This window comes from Sporosarcina sp. NCCP-2222 (assembly GCF_023168145.1).
Classification (GTDB): Bacteria; Bacillota; Bacilli; order Bacillales_A; family Planococcaceae; genus Sporosarcina.
Genome location: NZ_BQYK01000004.1, coordinates 269289 through 286269, shown reverse-complemented (window position 1 = coordinate 286269; position 16981 = coordinate 269289). Strand labels below are relative to the sequence as shown.

General features: G+C 44.7%; 18 protein-coding genes, 1 riboswitch and 1 other annotated feature. Of the genes, 9 read left to right on the top strand and 9 right to left on the bottom strand.

Features of this window, described 5'->3' with window-relative positions:
- Window positions 1-126: 126 nt before the first annotated feature.
- From NCCP2222_RS11085 to NCCP2222_RS11075, 3 genes are all read left to right on the top strand, one after another.
- Entirely contained in the window at window positions 127-1113 is a 987-nt protein-coding gene (locus NCCP2222_RS11085; protein WP_248512354.1) for a homoserine dehydrogenase, read from the top strand.
- 598 nt (window positions 1114-1711) lie between these two features.
- Window positions 1712-1951 carry a hypothetical protein gene (locus NCCP2222_RS11080; RefSeq protein ID WP_248512352.1) on the top strand — a complete coding sequence of 80 codons (240 nt, stop codon included), beginning with the start codon at window positions 1712-1714 and terminating at the stop codon, window positions 1949-1951.
- Window positions 1952-1995: 44 nt separating this feature from the next.
- Window positions 1996-2397 carry a group-specific protein gene (locus NCCP2222_RS11075; protein ID WP_248512350.1) on the top strand — a complete coding sequence of 134 codons (402 nt, stop codon included), beginning with the start codon at window positions 1996-1998 and terminating at the stop codon, window positions 2395-2397.
- A gap of 46 nt (window positions 2398-2443) precedes the next feature.
- On the opposite strand, the gene NCCP2222_RS11070 is transcribed toward NCCP2222_RS11075, so the two are convergent.
- Window positions 2444-3946 (bottom strand): glycine betaine uptake BCCT transporter, encoded by a 1503-nt coding sequence (locus NCCP2222_RS11070; protein ID WP_248512348.1) that lies wholly within the window; start codon window positions 3944-3946, stop codon window positions 2444-2446.
- A gap of 234 nt (window positions 3947-4180) precedes the next feature.
- On the bottom strand, window positions 4181-4411 hold the full coding sequence (locus tag NCCP2222_RS11065; RefSeq protein ID WP_248512550.1) for an excisionase family DNA-binding protein: 231 nt from the start codon (window positions 4409-4411) through the stop codon (window positions 4181-4183).
- 115 nt (window positions 4412-4526) lie between these two features.
- On the opposite strand from NCCP2222_RS11065, the gene NCCP2222_RS11060 reads away from it, so the two are divergent.
- The 3 genes from NCCP2222_RS11060 (at window position 4527) to NCCP2222_RS11050 (ending at window position 7166) form a co-directional block, all read left to right on the top strand.
- Window positions 4527-4898 carry a DUF2512 family protein gene (locus tag NCCP2222_RS11060; RefSeq protein WP_248512346.1) on the top strand — a complete coding sequence of 124 codons (372 nt, stop codon included), beginning with the start codon at window positions 4527-4529 and terminating at the stop codon, window positions 4896-4898.
- A 113-nt stretch (window positions 4899-5011) separates the two neighbouring features.
- Window positions 5012-6967 carry an aconitate hydratase gene (locus NCCP2222_RS11055; protein ID WP_248512343.1) on the top strand — a complete coding sequence of 652 codons (1956 nt, stop codon included), beginning with the start codon at window positions 5012-5014 and terminating at the stop codon, window positions 6965-6967.
- Between the two features lie 19 nt (window positions 6968-6986).
- Window positions 6987-7166, top strand: a complete 180-nt coding sequence (locus NCCP2222_RS11050; RefSeq protein WP_248512340.1) for a hypothetical protein — start codon at window positions 6987-6989, stop codon at window positions 7164-7166.
- Between the two features lie 40 nt (window positions 7167-7206).
- Here the strand turns inward: NCCP2222_RS11050 and NCCP2222_RS11045 are convergent, their stop codons facing one another.
- Complete coding sequence (locus NCCP2222_RS11045; protein WP_248512338.1) at window positions 7207-7692, bottom strand: QueT transporter family protein; 486 nt, start codon at window positions 7690-7692, stop codon at window positions 7207-7209.
- A 6-nt stretch (window positions 7693-7698) separates the two neighbouring features.
- A riboswitch (PreQ1 riboswitch) is annotated at window positions 7699-7743 on the bottom strand.
- Between the two features lie 188 nt (window positions 7744-7931).
- On the opposite strand from NCCP2222_RS11045, the gene NCCP2222_RS11040 reads away from it, so the two are divergent.
- The 3 genes from NCCP2222_RS11040 (at window position 7932) to NCCP2222_RS11030 (ending at window position 10351) form a co-directional block, all read left to right on the top strand.
- Complete coding sequence (locus NCCP2222_RS11040; protein ID WP_248512336.1) at window positions 7932-8831, top strand: DMT family transporter; 900 nt, start codon at window positions 7932-7934, stop codon at window positions 8829-8831.
- Between the two features lie 146 nt (window positions 8832-8977).
- A complete protein-coding gene (locus NCCP2222_RS11035) occupies window positions 8978-9385 on the top strand; it encodes an SRPBCC family protein (protein WP_248512335.1) in 408 nt (135 codons plus the stop codon).
- A 78-nt stretch (window positions 9386-9463) separates the two neighbouring features.
- Window positions 9464-10351: a DMT family transporter gene (locus tag NCCP2222_RS11030; protein WP_248512334.1), complete on the top strand. Its 888-nt coding sequence runs from the start codon at window positions 9464-9466 to the stop codon at window positions 10349-10351.
- Between the two features lie 435 nt (window positions 10352-10786).
- On the opposite strand, the gene NCCP2222_RS11025 is transcribed toward NCCP2222_RS11030, so the two are convergent.
- The 6 genes from NCCP2222_RS11025 to metG all read right to left on the bottom strand — a co-directional run bounded on the left by NCCP2222_RS11025 (window position 10787) and on the right by metG (window position 15919).
- Window positions 10787-11245: a spore coat protein gene (locus NCCP2222_RS11025; RefSeq protein WP_248512332.1), complete on the bottom strand. Its 459-nt coding sequence runs from the start codon at window positions 11243-11245 to the stop codon at window positions 10787-10789.
- Between the two features lie 71 nt (window positions 11246-11316).
- Window positions 11317-11625 carry a hypothetical protein gene (locus tag NCCP2222_RS11020; RefSeq protein WP_248512330.1) on the bottom strand — a complete coding sequence of 103 codons (309 nt, stop codon included), beginning with the start codon at window positions 11623-11625 and terminating at the stop codon, window positions 11317-11319.
- A 257-nt stretch (window positions 11626-11882) separates the two neighbouring features.
- Window positions 11883-12770, bottom strand: coding sequence for a CPBP family intramembrane glutamic endopeptidase (locus NCCP2222_RS11015; RefSeq protein WP_248512328.1), 888 nt, complete (start codon window positions 12768-12770; stop codon window positions 11883-11885).
- Window positions 12771-12783: 13 nt separating this feature from the next.
- Entirely contained in the window at window positions 12784-13335 is a 552-nt protein-coding gene (locus NCCP2222_RS11010) for a hypothetical protein (protein ID WP_248512326.1), read from the bottom strand.
- Window positions 13332-14198, bottom strand: a complete 867-nt coding sequence (locus tag NCCP2222_RS11005; protein WP_248512324.1) for a hypothetical protein — start codon at window positions 14196-14198, stop codon at window positions 13332-13334. The genes NCCP2222_RS11010 and NCCP2222_RS11005 overlap by 4 nt, the downstream gene beginning before the upstream one ends.
- Before the next feature lie 83 nt (window positions 14199-14281).
- Complete coding sequence (gene metG, locus NCCP2222_RS11000; RefSeq protein ID WP_248512322.1) at window positions 14282-15919, bottom strand: methionine--tRNA ligase; 1638 nt, start codon at window positions 15917-15919, stop codon at window positions 14282-14284.
- Window positions 15920-16216: 297 nt separating this feature from the next.
- Window positions 16217-16476: a binding site (T-box leader), on the bottom strand.
- Window positions 16477-16981 lie beyond the last annotated feature (505 nt).

The following is a 16981-nucleotide window of genomic DNA, read 5'->3' as shown; positions in this document are numbered from 1 at the left end:
GCCCGGGTCCTATGTATAGAAGAAAAGGTTGTCTCATTTGACGGCCTTCCATAGATTTGGAGAAATTGGCACCTCATTTGGTGCGAATTTTTCATTTTGTAGAGTCGTGTGAAAGGAAGTGGTCTTGTGCCATCCATTAAAGCGGCCATTCTTGGCTTTGGAACGGTAGGGGAAGGCATCTATCGTATATTGAAGGAGAAAAGGGAACAGATTCAGGAGCAGACGGGTTATTCAATCGACATTGTCGCCATTTTGGTAAAGGACGCGTCGAAAAAGCGTCTGGCGACACCAGGTGTTGTGATAACGGATGACATTCGCGATATTTGGTCAGGTCCTTCGATTGATGTTGTCTTTGAAGCGATTGTCGGTGAGGAACCGGCCTATACTTATCTGTCCGAGGCAATTGAAAAGGGAACTCATATTATTACAGCGAATAAAAAGATGTTTGCTAAGCATGGTCCGGCTTTGGTAAAGCATGCCGAGTTTCGTGGCGTCCAAGTCGGTTTTGAAGCGACAACGGCAGGTGGCGTTCCCATTATTCGGACGGTGAGCAATCTAATTAAAGGCGATCGGGTTCGGCGCGTTCAAGGGATATTAAATGGGACTTCGAACTACATCTTAACGAAGATGAGGGAGGACCATCTTCCATTCCAGCAAGTCTTGCAGCAAGCGCAAGCTCTTGGCTACGCCGAAGCAGATCCAACCGATGACGTAAGCGGCGGGGATGCCTTCCGGAAATTGATGATTTTGAGCTCCTTGGCTTTTGACCGGCAGCCGGATTGGGATCACGTTCCTGTCGTGGGAGTGGATCATATCGAGCTTTCCCACGTGCAAGAGGCCTCAAATAACAATCTTCGCTATCGACATGTGGCCGATGTCTGGCTCGATGAAAAAGGCGTTTTGCAGGCAACAGTGGGTCCGGTGCTAGTCGGAGCTGATCATCCTCTTCACAGCATCGACGGAGTGAACAACGCTGTCATTGTCAACACTGAATACCTTGGCCAACTTACACTTGTCGGGCCGGGCGCAGGCATGTATCCGACCGGCAGTGCTATGGTCAGCGATTTGCTTCATATTCTAGGTCAGCCGAGCAAAGTGTTAGTGAATCAATAAAAATGGTGTTTGTAAATAGTAATGAAAAAAGGATTGCTATATTTCCTAACGGGTTCGGTTGATAGGGAGAAAATAATAATAAACATAGCATTTGGGGACACAATTCATATGTGGATTGTGTCCCCGTTTTTGTTGTTATATCAACGTTTATATGATTTATATAGACGAACTGGAACTTCAATTAGAACAAGAATTAACACAGGAACTGAATTTGTGTGCCGAAAATTAGAAGGAAGAAGGAGAATATATGTTAAAATATAATGAGTATTATGAATTTATTTTCTAGACTAATGAAGAAGTTTAGTTAAATAAGAAATTGGAATCCCGCTGGAAGTTTAAATGCTTTTATGTACAATTTATGTTAAGGAAAATCTAATTCTTATCTTAGGAGGCAGAACTTTGGGACGATTGCCATTCGAATCACCAACGGATCATATAAAAACTGTGCCTTTGCTAATTTGCTTGTTAAAACACTTGCTGATTGGATATTGGAAAGAAAATATAGAAGGAAGATCCCAGTAATCTCGTTAAAATACCTTAAAGATTATGAAATAAATTTTTGGACTAACAAAGCAGTGGATAAGGGGGGGATTTTGTTATGGAAGAAAATTGGAATAGAAAGGGAAAAGTTAACGAAAATAAATTAATGATAAGAGAAGCAGGCTTTGTAGCTTTAGTAATAATAATTTATCTACAATACTTTAAACTAGCTGCTTACTTGGAAAATGAATACTTTTTCAATAGTCCTTCTATGGGCTTGTTTCTCTTGATATTTGGAATTCCTTTATCATTCTTTGCTGCGAAATATTTAGTTCAAATAATTAAAAAACTATTGTAGTGAATATATCAATTCAGCGCTGCTGAATGAAAGGACGTGAAAATATGAATTTTTATATTGCATCCAGCTTCTCTAATATCGAAACGGTTCGAATTGTGAGCGGAAGGCTCAAAAATTTAGGATTCCGCCATACCTATGATTGGACGCAAAATGAAAGGGGCGCAACGATTGATCAGTTGAGAGAGATTGGTCAAAAAGAGAAAGATGCCATCATGGAAGCTGATTTCATCGTCGTCTTATTGCCTGCTGGTAAAGGGAGTCATATTGAATTTGGAATTGCGTTAGGTCAGAATAAGACGATTTATCTTCATTCACCCAATGGCGAAGCTGATGATGTAGAAACGACCAGTACTTTTTATCATCTGCCAGGAGTTGAGAAATGTATGGGAACCATTGAGGAATTAATTGACATAGTTTGTCAGGCGGAAACTATAGTCTCCACCTAATAAAAAGCAGTATCCCATGATAGCGGGAATACTGCTTTTATAATTTTTATCGACTATTCTTCTTCCGTTGTATGCTCTTCATTTCTTTATTGAGCGCCTTAATCAGCGAGATAATCATCAGGAGCATGATAAAAGAGAATGGCAATGCTGCAATAATAATTGTGTTTTGCAGGGCAGTCAGGCCATTGACGGACAGCAAGATGAGCGCGATGGCCGATTGGATGACGCCCCATATGATTTTAATGTTATTTGGTGGTGTCAGGGAACCGTATGTTGATTGCATCCCTAGTACAAACGTAGCCGAATCGGCAGACGTAATGAAGAAGGAGGCGATCAGCAATACGGCGATGAGCGAGATGACGAAGGACCATGGCATGTTATGGAACATTTCAAAGATAACCAGTTCCGTTGATTCCTTTGCCAAATCTGCGAGTCCTTCCCGCTGGATATTTATTGCGGTTGTACCGAACGCCGAGAACCAAAAGGCGCTTAAGAGTGTTGGGGCCAATAGTACGCCGACCATAAATTCCCGGATGGTTCTTCCTTTAGAAACACGTGCGATAAACATGCTGACGAACGGTGCCCAAGAAATCCACCAAGCCCAGTAAAAGATTGTCCAGCTATCCAGCCACTCCCGATTTTCTGCATTAAGTGGTGCGGTCCGGAAGCTCATTTGTACTAAATTAGCCAAATAGCCGCCAATTGAATCGGTGAACATATTAAAAATGAGTAGTGTCGGTCCCAATATGACGACGAATGCCAAAAGTACCAGTGCCAGCACCAGGTTGGTGTTCGAAAGATATTTAATTCCTTTGCTGAGTCCCGTCCAAGCCGACATGATGAAAAGGACGGTTACAATGGCGATGATGATAAATTGTACTTCGATGCCAATAGTCACGCCGAATAAATAGTTTAGCCCTGCATTAATTTGAACAGCACCGAAGCCGAGAGATGTAGCGACACCAAAAGCGGTTGCGAAGACGGCAAGGACATCGACGAGAATACCCCAAGGCCCCTCCATCTTTTTGCCGAAGATCGGCTTCAATGTTGCTGAAATTAATCCCGGTTCGTTTTTACGGAACTGGAAGAAGGCTAACGACAGTGCGACAACTCCATACATAGCCCAGACATGGAGACCCCAGTGGAAGAACGATTGACGCAAGGATTCCTTAAACGCGGCATCCGTATTCGGTGCAGCAGTCGCCGGACTGACAGCGTAATGGGACAATGGCTCAGCAGCCCCATAGAAAACCAAGCCGATACCCATTCCGGCTGAGAACAGCATGGCAATCCACGTTACGGTTGAAAACTGTGGTCGATCTTCATCCTTGCCTAATCTGATTTTGCCAAATGGACTTACGATGAAGAAGATGCTAAGGACAAGCAGTACAGACAGCAGCATCATGTAATACCAGCCGAATGATGAAGAGACAAAGCTCTTGATGTTAGTAGTAACGGTTTCAAAGCTATCGGAAGCTAGGACGCCGTATCCGACAGCTAAGACGATCAATCCGATCGTTATATAAAAGACATTTGATATTTTTTTCATGTTGCCCCCTATGACATTTCGTATTGTTAAAACGACTATCAACTATACCAACCCTTATGACGGAATGCAAAAGGGGGCGAAGAGGTTAAAAAGAAAAGAAGTCAAATTTTATTTTTTTATAAAACGTGTTTAATCTAGTCGTAGTATGGCCTGAGGAAAGTATCTTCCGGTTTGAGGTTTATACTGTTTGGAGCCTACTAAATAAATAAATTGAGTCTTTTTACCTAGTTAGTTTCAGTCCTCGTCTTTAATATCACGGTCGGGCGGGATGGGGTCATTCCAATACTCCTCAATTAACCGTTTGGCTGTTTCTAGTTGAGAAAAATACAGCGTGAATTGATCTTGATTCACTAAATACTGCTCCCCGTCGTGGACGGCACGTATTCTCCCGGCCAATACGTATTGGCGGACTTGCTCCACTGGCATGCCGATATATTCAGCGGTCTGTTCTATTGTCATATACATAGGATGTTGCTCCTTCGGAATTTTATTCATCAGTGAGACTCCCATTCTTTTCTACGGTAAGGAACCAAAAAATGGGGTACTTTAATTGTACCAAAAAAGAAATGGAGAGATCCAAGTGAATGAAGAAACTCACGTGAATCATGGATTGGCGATTATGATGAAAGCTGCCTTGACTTTTCTTGTCCTTTGGATTGTATTATCGGCAATTTACAATGTCTCGTTTGTGCATTCAACAATTATAGGGATAGTCCTGCTATTGGTTTCCTATGTTGCTGGGGATCTGATGATTCTACCCAAAATGGGTAACATGGCGGCGACTACCGGCGATCTAATCCTCGGTTTTCTGATTATATGGGGAGGGCTGCTTCTCTTTGGATATAATAATTCTTTAGGAGAAGCGCTACTCACAGGTGTCGTGATTGCAATTGGAGAATATTTCTTTCATGCCTGGCTATTGAAAACGCAGTACACTAACATGCATGTCTAATGAACAAGCCTCTTCGTCAATTAGATGGAAGAGGCCTTTTTGTTTAGATATCCGTTAATCCAATGGATTCTAGGGTATGAATTGAATGAGATTCAATAAAAGGAGGAAGTTCATTGCCGCTGAATATTACACAAAAATTGATTCGGACCCATCTAGTATCAGGCAAGATGGAACCTGGTTCAGAAATTGGTCTGAAAATTGATCAGACGCTGACACAGGACGCTACTGGAACTATGGTCATGCTAGAGTTGGAGGCAATGGGTGTCAAGCGGGCGCAGACCGAGGCATCCGCGCAGTATGTGGATCACAACGTCATACAAGTCGACAACAAAAATGCAGATGATCACCTTTTCTTACAAAGTGCCACAAGACGTTTCGGCCTTTATTATAGTCAGCCGGGAAATGGTGTAAGTCACCCGGTCCATATGCAACGGCTCGCCAAACCGGGCAAGACATTGCTCGGGTCTGATAGTCATACTTGTGCGAATGGTTGTATGGGAATGCTGGCCATGGGAGCGGGTGGTCTCGATGTAGCGCTTGCGATAGCCGGTGAGCCGGTTTATATCAAGATGCCGAAAGTGTGGGGCGTCAAATTGACGGGTGAGTTGCCGGATTGGGTAAGTGCAAAAGATGTCATTCTAGAGATGCTGCGCCGTTTTGATGTGAAAGGTGGGGTCGGGAAGATCATTGAATACTATGGCCCGGGCTTGAAAAGTCTCAGTGCCATGGACCGGCACGTTATTGCGAACATGGGAGCGGAATTAGGTGCTACAACAAGTGTCTTCCCTTCTGACGAAGAAGTGCGTCATTTCTTGAAACAGCAAGGGCGTGAGGAAGATTGGACAGAACTCTTGGCAGATGAGGGGGCCACTTATGATTTGTATGAGGAGATTAACCTGTCCGAATTGGAGCCTCTCATTGCCAAACCATCCAGTCCGGGAAAAGTAGTTCCGGTGTCTGAAGTGGCAGGAACGCCGATTTATCAATCATATGTCGGATCGTCTGCAAATCCGGGCTTTCGGGATTTTGCAGTAGTGGCCCAAATCGTGGATGGCAAAAAGATTAAAGAAGGTATTTCATTCGACATCAACCCGACGTCTCGGCAGTTGTTGACAGACCTTGTGAAGGATGGGCATATTGCTAGTCTTCTTCAGGCGGGAGCCCGTTTGCATCAAGCCGGCTGCAATGGATGCATCGGCATGGGGCAAGCGCCAGCAACAGGCCGGAATAGTTTACGTACAACGCCGCGGAATTTCCCGGGCCGGTCGGGTACACTCGAAGATAGTGTTTTCTTATGCAGCCCCGAAACAGCAGCCGCGTCTGCTTTGACAGGTGTCATCACGGATCCGAGAACACTGGACATGCCGTATCCAAAAGTGTCTGATCCTGAACAACCCACGATTGATACGAAACTGCTTGCGGAGCCATTGCCATTTGAGGAGGCGCAAAAGGTTGAATTGTATAAAGGACCGAATATCGCGTTGATACCAGAAATGGACGAACTCCACGACTCAATGGAACTGCCAATTCTATTGAAAATGGGGGATAATATTTCCACAGATGAGATTCTGGCAGGCGGCGCCCGTGTGCTTCCTTATCGAAGCAATTTGCCGGAAATCAGTAAATTCGCTTTTGAGATCATTGATCGTACCTATTACGCACGCGCGATGGCCAGCACAGCTACCGGCGGGCATGCGATAGTCGGCGGAAGCAACTATGGTCAGGGGTCCAGTCGTGAACATGCAGCACTTGCACCGAGGTACTTAGGCTTGCGCGTCGCTTTAGCAAGAGATTTTGCCCGCATTCATTGGCAAAACCTTGTTAATTTCGGCATTTTGCCACTGACATTTGTGAATCCAGAAGATTACGATTCCTTAGAACAAGGAGATGTGCTTCAACTGACGAACCTGCGAGAAGCAATTCAATCGGTCAACGAATTTGGTGTATCGGTTAAAGGGAAGGATAAACAAATTCTTGTTCAACATACGCTGTCAGAGCGTCAAATTGAAGTGATGCTAGCCGGCGGCATGATCAATTGGGCAAAAGGGAAGCAAGCGCAAATGCAATAAAAAAAAGGAGGAGATAATTATGATCGACCGCGAGGGTACTTGCAGAGCGTGCGAAGGAACTGGAATGCTGGCGGATGACGAAGGATGGCAATATGGCTGTAGTGTCTGTCACGGCAATGGATTTATTCAGAATACCATGACAGCACAAAAGGAAGTGCGGGTTTTAGATGTAGATCACAACAACCGATTGTTGGATTAATCAATGAAAAAAGCAGGTTCCTCAGAGGGAGCCTGCTTTTTTATATGAGCTTATCCAGCCGTAACCGGTCATTCAAAGCCTTCATAATAGGAATTCCTACCGCCATGACAGCGAACTCGCCAACTGCGACGAACCCCCAAGTAATCCAAAACGGGAAACCGAGAGCAATATTCAATTCCCATGCAATGAGGAACATGGTGAAGGTGAATACAAGGGTGTTAAATATCATCCGCTTGTATAATCCCTGAATGAATTTTGCAGAAAGAATGGTGATTGAGAGTGCAATGACAGATTGCCCAACGCCGAACACTAAATCAATCGGCCCTAGCTCGGAGAAGAGCAAATTGGATATAAATACCCCAAGTACAACTCCGATTATATACTTCTTGTTGAAGACGACGAGATGGTTAAACATCTCTGACAAACGAAACTGGATGTTTGTGAAGCCGAAAGGGGCAATCAAAAACGTCACAGCGACATACAACGCAGCGATAATCCCGCTCGTTGCCATTGTTTTGACTTTCATATTCATTTCTCCTTAGTTTTTTATCGTGGGATGGTTACGAACCACGAGGCGAAAAGCCTATCTGTCAGTCTAACATAGTAGAATCTATCCGTAAATATGTAATCGTTTACCACCTTCCTTTTCAAACCGGTAATCTTTCTGAAGAGAAGTCGTTTATCTTCTATTTATCTTGTTCTGATTGCTATTGGTGAATTGTGGGTATTCACTAGTTATCTACTTGAACTAGGGAGGGGTACGTTATGTCGAAGAAGCTTGCTTATGTAGCAGTTTTGATCGGGGCCGTTTTATGGGGCACAACTGGGACTGCGCAAACCTTTATGCCGAGTACGATTGCTCCGCTTACCATTGCATCCACTCGCCTGGCAGTTGGAGGGTTTACGCTGTTGCTCGCTTTGCTACTGATGAAGAAAATCAGTGTCCGGGGATGGCCCTGGAAGTTGACTATTATTGCAGGTTTGGCCATGGCGCTATTCCAGTTTTGCTTCTTTTCATCTGTCCGTCTAACCGGCGTGGCAATTGGGACTGTGGTTGCTATCGGAAGTGCCCCTATCTTTTCGGGAATATTGGAATGGGTATTATTAAAAAAGAAACCTACAAAAAACTGGATGATTGCAACAGTCTTATCTATTGTAGGATGCATATTACTGTTTTCCGACAAAGAGGGGATGGTTGTCAATCCACTTGGTGTAGTTCTATCTCTTGGAGCGGGGCTCATGTTTGCGGTATATACGCTATTTAATAAAAAAATGTTGAAACAAGTCGATGCAGTTCCAGCTGTTGCTATTACGTTTTCCATTAGTGCCGCCGTATTGCTTCCATTTCTATTTACGTCTAGCAAGGAGGGTATACTAACAGTTCCGGGCATTGTTGGCACGCTTTACCTCGGTCTTGCTGCTACGTCCATTGCCTATATTGTTTTCTCGTTTGGACTGCAGCGGATTTCCTCTTCTTCGGCTGTCACCTTGTCTTTGGCCGAGCCACTGACAGCTGCTGTACTTAGCTTTTTTGTTGTCGGTGAAAGGCTGGCATTTGTCTCCTGGATTGGCGTTGCTTTGTTGCTCGGCGGAATAATTGTATTAACCTTCGGAGGAAGTACAGAGGAAAAAGAAATGGAGATGAAAGCGGAAATCGGAATGTAATGAAAGTCAGGCTGCCCATGGGTGGCCTTTTTTTATATTGTTTACTAAAATATACTTTATGGTTTCGGGATTTGCAGGATAGAATAAGAAAGAATGAAATATGTATCAATAAAAATAGGAATTGCTTTGGAAGGAGAGGCAGAGGAATGAATGATATTCGAAAAGAGGTTGTCATCGAGGCGCCAATTGAGAAGGTATGGCAGTTGATCGGAACGGCGGAGGGGCTTTCTGCATGGTTCATGCCGAATGATATGAAACCGGTGGAGGGCGAGTCGTTTGAGCTGCAGGCTGGACCGTGGGGTACTTCAGTTTGCCGGGTGACTCGTGTGAAGGAGCCTCATGCGTTAGCTTTTGATTGGGGAAAGGATTGGCATCTTTCATTTGAACTAGAGGGTCGGGGAGAACAAACTCATTTGACTTTCATTCATGGAGGCTGGCAGGAAGGCGTCGCGACGGAGTTTGGCGAGCCGCATGACGTTGTGCAACCAAGAATGGATGGCGGTTGGACGGGCCTCGTTCAGAAGTTGAAGCAAGTGGCAGAAGCGGTCGAGTGATTTTTCTGTCGATTCTGTTTTATGTTCTATCCCAATGCCGTCCCTCGTGATATATTCAATAGAGAGGGAGGGTTCGGGATGTCACAACGAATCGCATTTATTATCGTCTTGCTAGGTGCTATGTTATGGGGCACGACGGGCACAGCGCAGACCTTCATGCCCCAGACGGTCCATCCATTGGCGGTGGGTGCTTCGCGGCTTGCGGTCGGCGGTTTTTCGCTGCTTATACTCATGATTGTTATGAGGAAAGTCCATTTTCGTACTTGGCCATGGAAAGCGACCTTGCTCGCGGCACTTGCCATGGCTATTTTCCAATATTGCTTTTTCACGTCCATTCGGTTGACGGGAATTGCCATTGGCACGGTAGTAGCGATCGGGAGTGCGCCGATGTTTTCAGGTGTTGTCGAATGGCTTTACCTAAAGCGGCGCCCGATGAAGGTATGGCTCATGGCCACGTCGTTTGCGATTGTCGGCTGCGTCCTTTTATTTTCAAATAAAGAAGGGGTGGTCGTTAATCCGATTGGTGTTTCGCTCTCTCTATGCGCCGGATTGCTTTTTGCTTTCTACACATTATTCAATAAAAGCGTGTTGGAGCGAGCGGATGCGGTTCCTTCGGTGGCTGTCATTTTCTCGGTGAGCGCAGTCATGCTCATGCCGTTTTTATTTCTGTTTGAAACAGAGGGACTGCTAACGGCATCAGGCATTTCGACGGTTCTCTATTTAGGATTGGCGACAACGAGTATAGCGTATATTTTATTCTCCGCAGGATTGCGGCACATCCCTTCATCTTCTGCCGTTACGCTATCTTTAGGAGAACCGCTTACTGCGGCTATTTTAAGTGTGGTAGTTGTTGGTGAAAGACTGGATATCATTTCTTGGGGCGGGATCGTTTTATTGGTCGGAGGTATTCTGGTCTTGACGGTCAGTGGCAGGCGTAATGAGAAGGTTGTAGAAAGTGTGACATAGAAAAGGCGCAGCTGCGAAATGCTGCGCCTTAGAGTGTGACAAAAGCATATTTGTTTGTAGTCCTTATAATCCAGAAGAAAGCTACACGAATAGCTATGGATAAAATTCCTGTATTTATCTGCAGATCGCAGGATCCGGGTACGCTAGTATGTATACTTGTTCTATGTAAAGACACTTGCTTTCATCTTGATGCTACTTCTCACAGAGGAATGGCGCGTAATACAGTTTTCCGGAGGAACAAACTCGAACTAAAATGCATACGATAAAAGCAAAGACGTGATAAACACACCATATGTCGCTTCCTGTCTTTCTCCTGCTTAATTTTTTCTTTCCCCTGGTTTACTATACAAAATCCAACAAGCTATAAAAAGGGGAAAATAACCTCCAACTGGGGATAAAGTACAAGAGGAGGTTATTCACGAGACCCAAATAGTATTACAGAATATCCAACTGGACGATCAACGCCAGAAGGATTTGCAGTAGCAGCTGTAACGAAATAGCTACATCCGTATCTTCTGTTGTTACATCTACATCGCGGGAATTAATGATAATCAGACGTTGACGGTTTGTCTGGCGTATCTGTGCCCGTTCTAACAATTCTGCTGTGACTCGTTCAGCACGGGTGCCATCTGCAATAGAAATGTTGACCACTATCGCAATAGCGACTTGGAGAGCAACTTGCAGAGATGCAGCGATTTGTGTATCTGTCGTGCTAACCGTAACGTTGCATGAATCCCGGATAACAATTAGCTCATTGGAAAGCTGGTCAATGTCAGATATCAAATCTGCATCTGCACCAGTGTTGGATGATTCACGTGAACAAGAAGCGATTGGGTGTTCGGCGGATCGGTCTAATGCAGACCATTCCTCATCTCGATGTGAATAAAATTCCATTGTTACTTCCCTCCTCTCTCTTCTATTACATGCTCAAGAAATTGTTTGAGTTGGACAAACCATCTATTCTTTTAATTTTTGTCACTCTCTTTTTTTTGTTTCTTTTGGATTATTGCTTGACGCAGAGGGTTTACTGCCGGCTCTTCTGTCTTTTCTTTCGAGGAACCGACTTTACGTACTGTTTTAGACTCTAAAAAGCTCTCTACTTGAGTTTTCAACTGTTCGACCGTTTGTTTTAACTGCTCTTTTTGTTCAGATGTCAGACGTTGCTTGGCATCTTTAATATTCACTTCGTTTTTTGTGAATAAGTCGGATACAAACAGCTCCATCAGCTGGCTAGATAGTCCATACAAATTTTTGCGGGTCTCCTTTTTTTCCAATCCTTTCACCTCCTATTGCACTTACTAGTATGTATACGCAATAAACGGTTCCTTGGTCGGGCCTCTATACAATGGCACATGGATTTTGTACAAGTTTCAAGTACATAATTTATTGAAAAAGAAACGCGAACGCACATAGCCAAGGCAACAAAAAATCCCCTCGTTTCCATGAGGGGATGTTGATCTAATTTTATTTTTATCTTTCTTGCAATATAAAAGTGCTTTCGTTTACAGTCTGAGGTGCAATTGCAAAGTTTTTAATTTTTCCATCGTACGTAAAGGCGAGTGGCGAAAAAGCCGAGGATGATCAGCAATGTTGCAAGCAATCCACCTTCCAATCCGAATGCTCCACCAGTTAGCCAATCATTTCCGGTATCCACAGATACATTGTAAAGACCATGCGGGGTTGTACCGCTCACCGGAAACCCAAAGACATTCCCTTGAAAATAGTTCCATGTCATATGATAGCCGATCGGTAGCCACAAACTTTTCGTCACGTCGAACATGTAGGCGAAAAGCAAACCGACTAACAAAATGTTTAGCAGTCCGAGCAGACTGACATTCGGGTTCATACCGTGTGCAATGCTGAAGATGACAGCAGAAACGACATAAATGACCCATTTAGGGTTGTTTCGGCTGGCCAGAGTTGACATGACATAACCGCGGAAAAACATTTCTTCGGACAAGCCGACGAGAATGAAAAGAATGAGAAATGCTACAGTGTAGGTTGAGAATTCCGGACTTCCAAACGAATTCAGCAAGGTAACGTTGCCGGTTGACAGTAAAAGAATGAAAATAATACTGATAGAAACCGCCCCAAGAAAAAGACCATAGAGAAAATCGGCGTTCGAAAACTTTAAACCTAGTGTTCGTAACGTGCCTTTATTAATAAAACGCCAAAAAATGTAGGTGATTAGGATACTCCCTAGAACGCCGCCGCCTTGCATGATAAGGAAAAACCATGGATGGTTGTCGAGCATCTCCATCACATTCACGTCAACTGAACTTCCCAGTTGAGGCATCTCGCTAGAGAGTAGTAAAAATATACCTGGCAGGGCAAAAACCTGTTGTGCGACTACCATGGCAATAAATGCGGGTACAATAAACCACCCGGCGCGAACTTGCCCCTTGTCGTTTTTAAACAAAATACATCCTCCTTTATACGGTGATATCCATTATCTGCCTTGGCTCCAAGTTCCGGATTTGATTCAACAGGAGCAGGAAGCTGAGATCCATCACTAACAACGCAAGACTGGCTGCCCCCATCAGCCAAGCCGCTTCATCACTTAACAAGTTCGGCGTGAGCGTCATGATAAAAAGGGCTGTGAGGTGAATGAAAACATAGTACTTGCTCCGTAACTCTGTCCGGCGAGTCCATTCGCTTTGGTTGAACTTGGCCGTCATCGCTTTCAAGAGGCTGAACAAATAGAAGGCGACTACTAATTTGACGAGTAGCAGCAAAATATAATAGTTGCCCGTCAAAACGCCAGACGGCAGAAGGCTTATGAAGACGGAGGGAAGCGAAAGGATGATACCAGCTGCAGCGAACCTGCTTGCATTTGGAGAGACGGAATACTCGGTGCTCAGCTTTGATGCCCCGAGGTAGATCAGGAAATAGCCAAGGGGGTCGGGCAGCCAGTCGATGACGATATCGATACGGAACCAGACGAAGAGGTAACCGATGAAAATCCATTTGACCGCCTGGCTCATTGGCCATCCATCCTTTTCCGCTTACTAATTTCCTGTACATCCGCCTGCGTCAAATAGGGTTCATGCAAAAAAGTTCCGATGGTTTGGAACGTTTCTCCGCTATCGGTTCTTCCAGATACAGCATAGCTGCTTTCCACGTAGTCCGTAGAGTCGCCAAAATAGGTCGTGACGTTGAACTGCTGGCCTTGTTTCAGCCGGATCGGGAATTGAAGTTCCTTAAGCGGCAGGCCTTTACCGTCCTTTGTCTGCTGGGCAGGATCTCCACCGGACAATTTGAAAGTGAGCCGGTCATTCAACTGAGGGATCGCCAGCGTGATCGCTTCCACTTGCAACGGTTCATACACATTGAAGCCAGTAAAGCTATCCCCTCGAGTGCTGCCACCCCATGAAACAGCATTCAATGGATCGTCGCTTTCCGAAGAGGGCGGCGGCTGCTTTAGAATGACTTCCCCGATATCAGCTTTCACATCTCTGTAATCTGAAAAAAAGACTTCCATCTCGTTGAATTTGAAATCCCCGTCGCCTGCATGGTATTCAAGTGCTGCATTATTTACCAGCACAGTTATCTTACGCAATACAGAATGGCGGAATGACTGGATATCAGTTGGCATTCCCGTAGAAAAGCCTATATCACGCTCCACATATCCCATCGCCTTATTTATATGAACATAATTCACCTGGGACAAGTCATCTTTATTGGTCAGATAATAGAACGTCAAATAATTTTCGTCGTTCATGGTCGTATCAACAAAATGGTCGAGGAAAACAGGCACTTCCAGCCGCTTGGCATCAGCGTATAAATAATTTGCAATCCAACTTAATCCGATGATGCTGAGGAGGATCCAAAAGACTCGCTCTTTCATTCGCACATTCCTTTCCCAAACATTTCCTTATAACTAATTGTCTCAAAGAATGGAAGGAATTGCACGGGTTGTTTTGGGGCGAATTAACGAGCATTTTGATGTAACTGTGACACTTCTTCATCTATTCTCTCGATGGCAATCCGCTCAAAAAGCGGTGAGATGGTCTGTAAATTTCCGATCTGCGGATTCATGACCTGCCAAGTTAATGGTGGCAGATTCAACATTTGTTTCACGGCTTCGCTTGAGAACGGCAGGAATGGAGAAAGCAACTGAGATAAGTTCGCAATGATATAAACACAAGTAGCCATAGTGCGATTACATGCTTCAGGTGATTCCTTTATTTGTTTCCAAGGCTGTTCGTCATCAAAGTATTTATTCGCCTGGCGCACGAAACGGAAGACAGCCTCCAGCGCTTCCTTGCAGCTCCCTTTCTCAATGAGTGAGCCGACAATTGGGTAAAGGTCGGTTACAGCATGTTGGATTGCTGGATTTACTTCGGCGTTGGGAACAATGCTATTAAACGATTTCTCAATAAACTTCAAGGTTCGATTAACAAAATTTCCATACGCACCAAGCAACTCTGCATTATGGCTATAAATAAATTCACGCCAAGAAAAATCGGCGTCCCTGTTTTCAGGCGCATTGGCCGTCAAAAAATAGCGAAGCGAATCAGGATGATACCGTTCCAGTACATCAGGCACCCAAACGGCCCAATTCCGGCTCGTCGACAATTTCTGTTTTTCCAGTGTCAGGTACTCATTAGAGATGATATGCTTCGGCAAGGCATTCTCTTTTCCAATCCCGGCTAAGATGGCAGGCCAGATAATCGTATGGAAGGGAATATTGTCTTTGCCATGCACGTAATAAGAAACCGTCTCGTCATTCCAAAAATCGCCGTCGGACAATCCGCATCGCTCCGCCCATTCGTGGCTCGCCGACAAATAACCCGTTACTGCCTCGATCCAGACGTACACCTTCTTTTCTTCATAGCCGGCTACGGGAATGCTCACCCCGTTCGGCAAATCACGGGAAGCCGCCCGGTCATGCAGACCTTCCTCCAAATAGCGTTCGGATTGGTGAATCGCGTTTTCTCGCCACCTCTTGGCTTCTTTGGCTTCCGCTACATAAGAGGAAAGAAGCTCTTGAAAAGCACTTAATTTAAAATAAAAATGCTCCGTCTTGCGGACAACGGGTTCATTGCCACAAAGCTTGCAAGTCGGATTAATCAAATCGAGCGGATCTAAAATGGCTCCACAAGCATCACACTGGTCACCGCGAGCCCGGCTGCCACAGTTTGGGCAAGTGCCCTCGACAAAACGGTCGGGGAGGAACCGCTCATCCGTCTCACAATAGGCTTGCTCGACATCTTGTTTGAAAATATAGCCATTCTCCAGCAGCTTAAGAAATACATCTTGCACCACTTGATGATGAAATGCCCCGTCCGTCCGGGTGTAGAGGTCGTAGGTGAATCCAAGCTTTGAAAAGCATTCAACAAACTCGGTGTGATACCGGTCCGCAATGTTCTGAACCGGCACCCCTTCTGCATTCGCGCGTATGGAAATGGGCGTGCCATTGCAATCACTGCCCGATACATACAAAACCTTTTCTCCCTTTAGCCGGTAATATCTCGCCAACACATCCCCTGGCAAAAGTGCCGCGATATGTCCTAAATGTAATGACCCATTTGCGTATGGCCAAGCTCCTCCAATAAAAATACTCATTTCATTTCCTCCTATGGGTAATAGATTTGATAAGTTCGTCTTGTTTGCATAATTGATTACCTTAAATTGTAGTCAAGCGGTGATCAATGTAATTTAGGCGGTGATAGGACGGGTTCAGCCGGTGATAAACTCGGTTTAGGCGGTGGTAGGCATGAGTTATCCGGTGATAGACAGGATTTACCCGGTGATAGCAGATTTCCCCTGAATAGAGGCAGCCATAACAGGGATTCGCCTGCTAAAAATAACTCCCTTCATTTCCCGCCAAAATAAAAAACCCCGCCCCTATCGTTAAAAAACGATAAGGACGGGGTTGAATGCCCGTGGTACCACCTTAGTTTGCAGCCGGCTTGTGCCTGCCACCTCAAGACGTACATGCCGAAAAAAGCGTATACGCTGACGTAGATAACGAGCGCCAACCCTCGTCGCATCCTACTGATCCAAAGATGTTCAGTGCGCGGCTCCAGGATCATGTTCAAAAGATTCGTCCGCTTCATTCCCACCGACAGAAGCTCTCTATGCGACATCCTCTTTTTACTTTTCCCTCTCACAGCCTATAAAAAATACAATTTTGATGATTGTAAATCATTTGCTTGATTTCGTCAATCCTATGGAGGTCACGGAGCGCCGGGAGTCAGCCGCAGCATGATGAAAATGGAGGACAGGAGAATCATTAAAAACATGGACCATAGCAAACTAAGCAGCAGCCAAAGATACCACTTTTTTGGCTGGCGAATTAATACAGGAAGTAACGTGAGTGTGCCAACGATGGGGGCGAGGACATACAAGTTGGAACGGTTATAGATGTCCCTTCCTTGTGAATTATAGAAATCGTGGTAATCGATGAGGCTTAAAAGCCAGGGGATGAAATCGAACACACATACAATACTGACGCATAGCAGCGTAATGGCCATCAGAAATTTAGTGATGGAAAACTCCTCCTCTCCATGCGGATCCTTTGTAACATACTTTGATAATATTTAAGCATATCTCAATAAAGTTGGTTAAATTTTCTAGCAAAACTCATTCCATGTAGCAGAATTTATAAAATGGTGAAATAATAGT

What these genes read in the sequence shown, in the direction of transcription:
- NCCP2222_RS11080 (WP_248512352.1), top strand. Translation starts at nt 1,712, where the DNA reads ATGGAAGAAAATTGGAATAGAAAGGGAAAAGTTAACGAAAATAAATTA.
- NCCP2222_RS11075 (WP_248512350.1), top strand. Translation starts at nt 1,996, where the DNA reads ATGAATTTTTATATTGCATCCAGCTTCTCTAATATCGAAACGGTTCGA.
- NCCP2222_RS11070 (WP_248512348.1), bottom strand. Translation starts at nt 3,946, where the DNA reads ATGAAAAAAATATCAAATGTCTTTTATATAACGATCGGATTGATCGTC.
- NCCP2222_RS11065 (WP_248512550.1), bottom strand. Translation starts at nt 4,411, where the DNA reads ATGTATATGACAATAGAACAGACCGCTGAATATATCGGCATGCCAGTG.
- NCCP2222_RS11050 (WP_248512340.1), top strand. Translation starts at nt 6,987, where the DNA reads ATGATCGACCGCGAGGGTACTTGCAGAGCGTGCGAAGGAACTGGAATG.
- NCCP2222_RS11045 (WP_248512338.1), bottom strand. Translation starts at nt 7,692, where the DNA reads ATGAAAGTCAAAACAATGGCAACGAGCGGGATTATCGCTGCGTTGTAT.
- NCCP2222_RS11040 (WP_248512336.1), top strand. Translation starts at nt 7,932, where the DNA reads ATGTCGAAGAAGCTTGCTTATGTAGCAGTTTTGATCGGGGCCGTTTTA.
- NCCP2222_RS11035 (WP_248512335.1), top strand. Translation starts at nt 8,978, where the DNA reads ATGAATGATATTCGAAAAGAGGTTGTCATCGAGGCGCCAATTGAGAAG.
- NCCP2222_RS11030 (WP_248512334.1), top strand. Translation starts at nt 9,464, where the DNA reads ATGTCACAACGAATCGCATTTATTATCGTCTTGCTAGGTGCTATGTTA.
- NCCP2222_RS11025 (WP_248512332.1), bottom strand. Translation starts at nt 11,245, where the DNA reads ATGGAATTTTATTCACATCGAGATGAGGAATGGTCTGCATTAGACCGA.
- NCCP2222_RS11010 (WP_248512326.1), bottom strand. Translation starts at nt 13,335, where the DNA reads ATGAGCCAGGCGGTCAAATGGATTTTCATCGGTTACCTCTTCGTCTGG.
- NCCP2222_RS11005 (WP_248512324.1), bottom strand. Translation starts at nt 14,198, where the DNA reads ATGAAAGAGCGAGTCTTTTGGATCCTCCTCAGCATCATCGGATTAAGT.
- metG (WP_248512322.1), bottom strand. Translation starts at nt 15,919, where the DNA reads ATGAGTATTTTTATTGGAGGAGCTTGGCCATACGCAAATGGGTCATTA.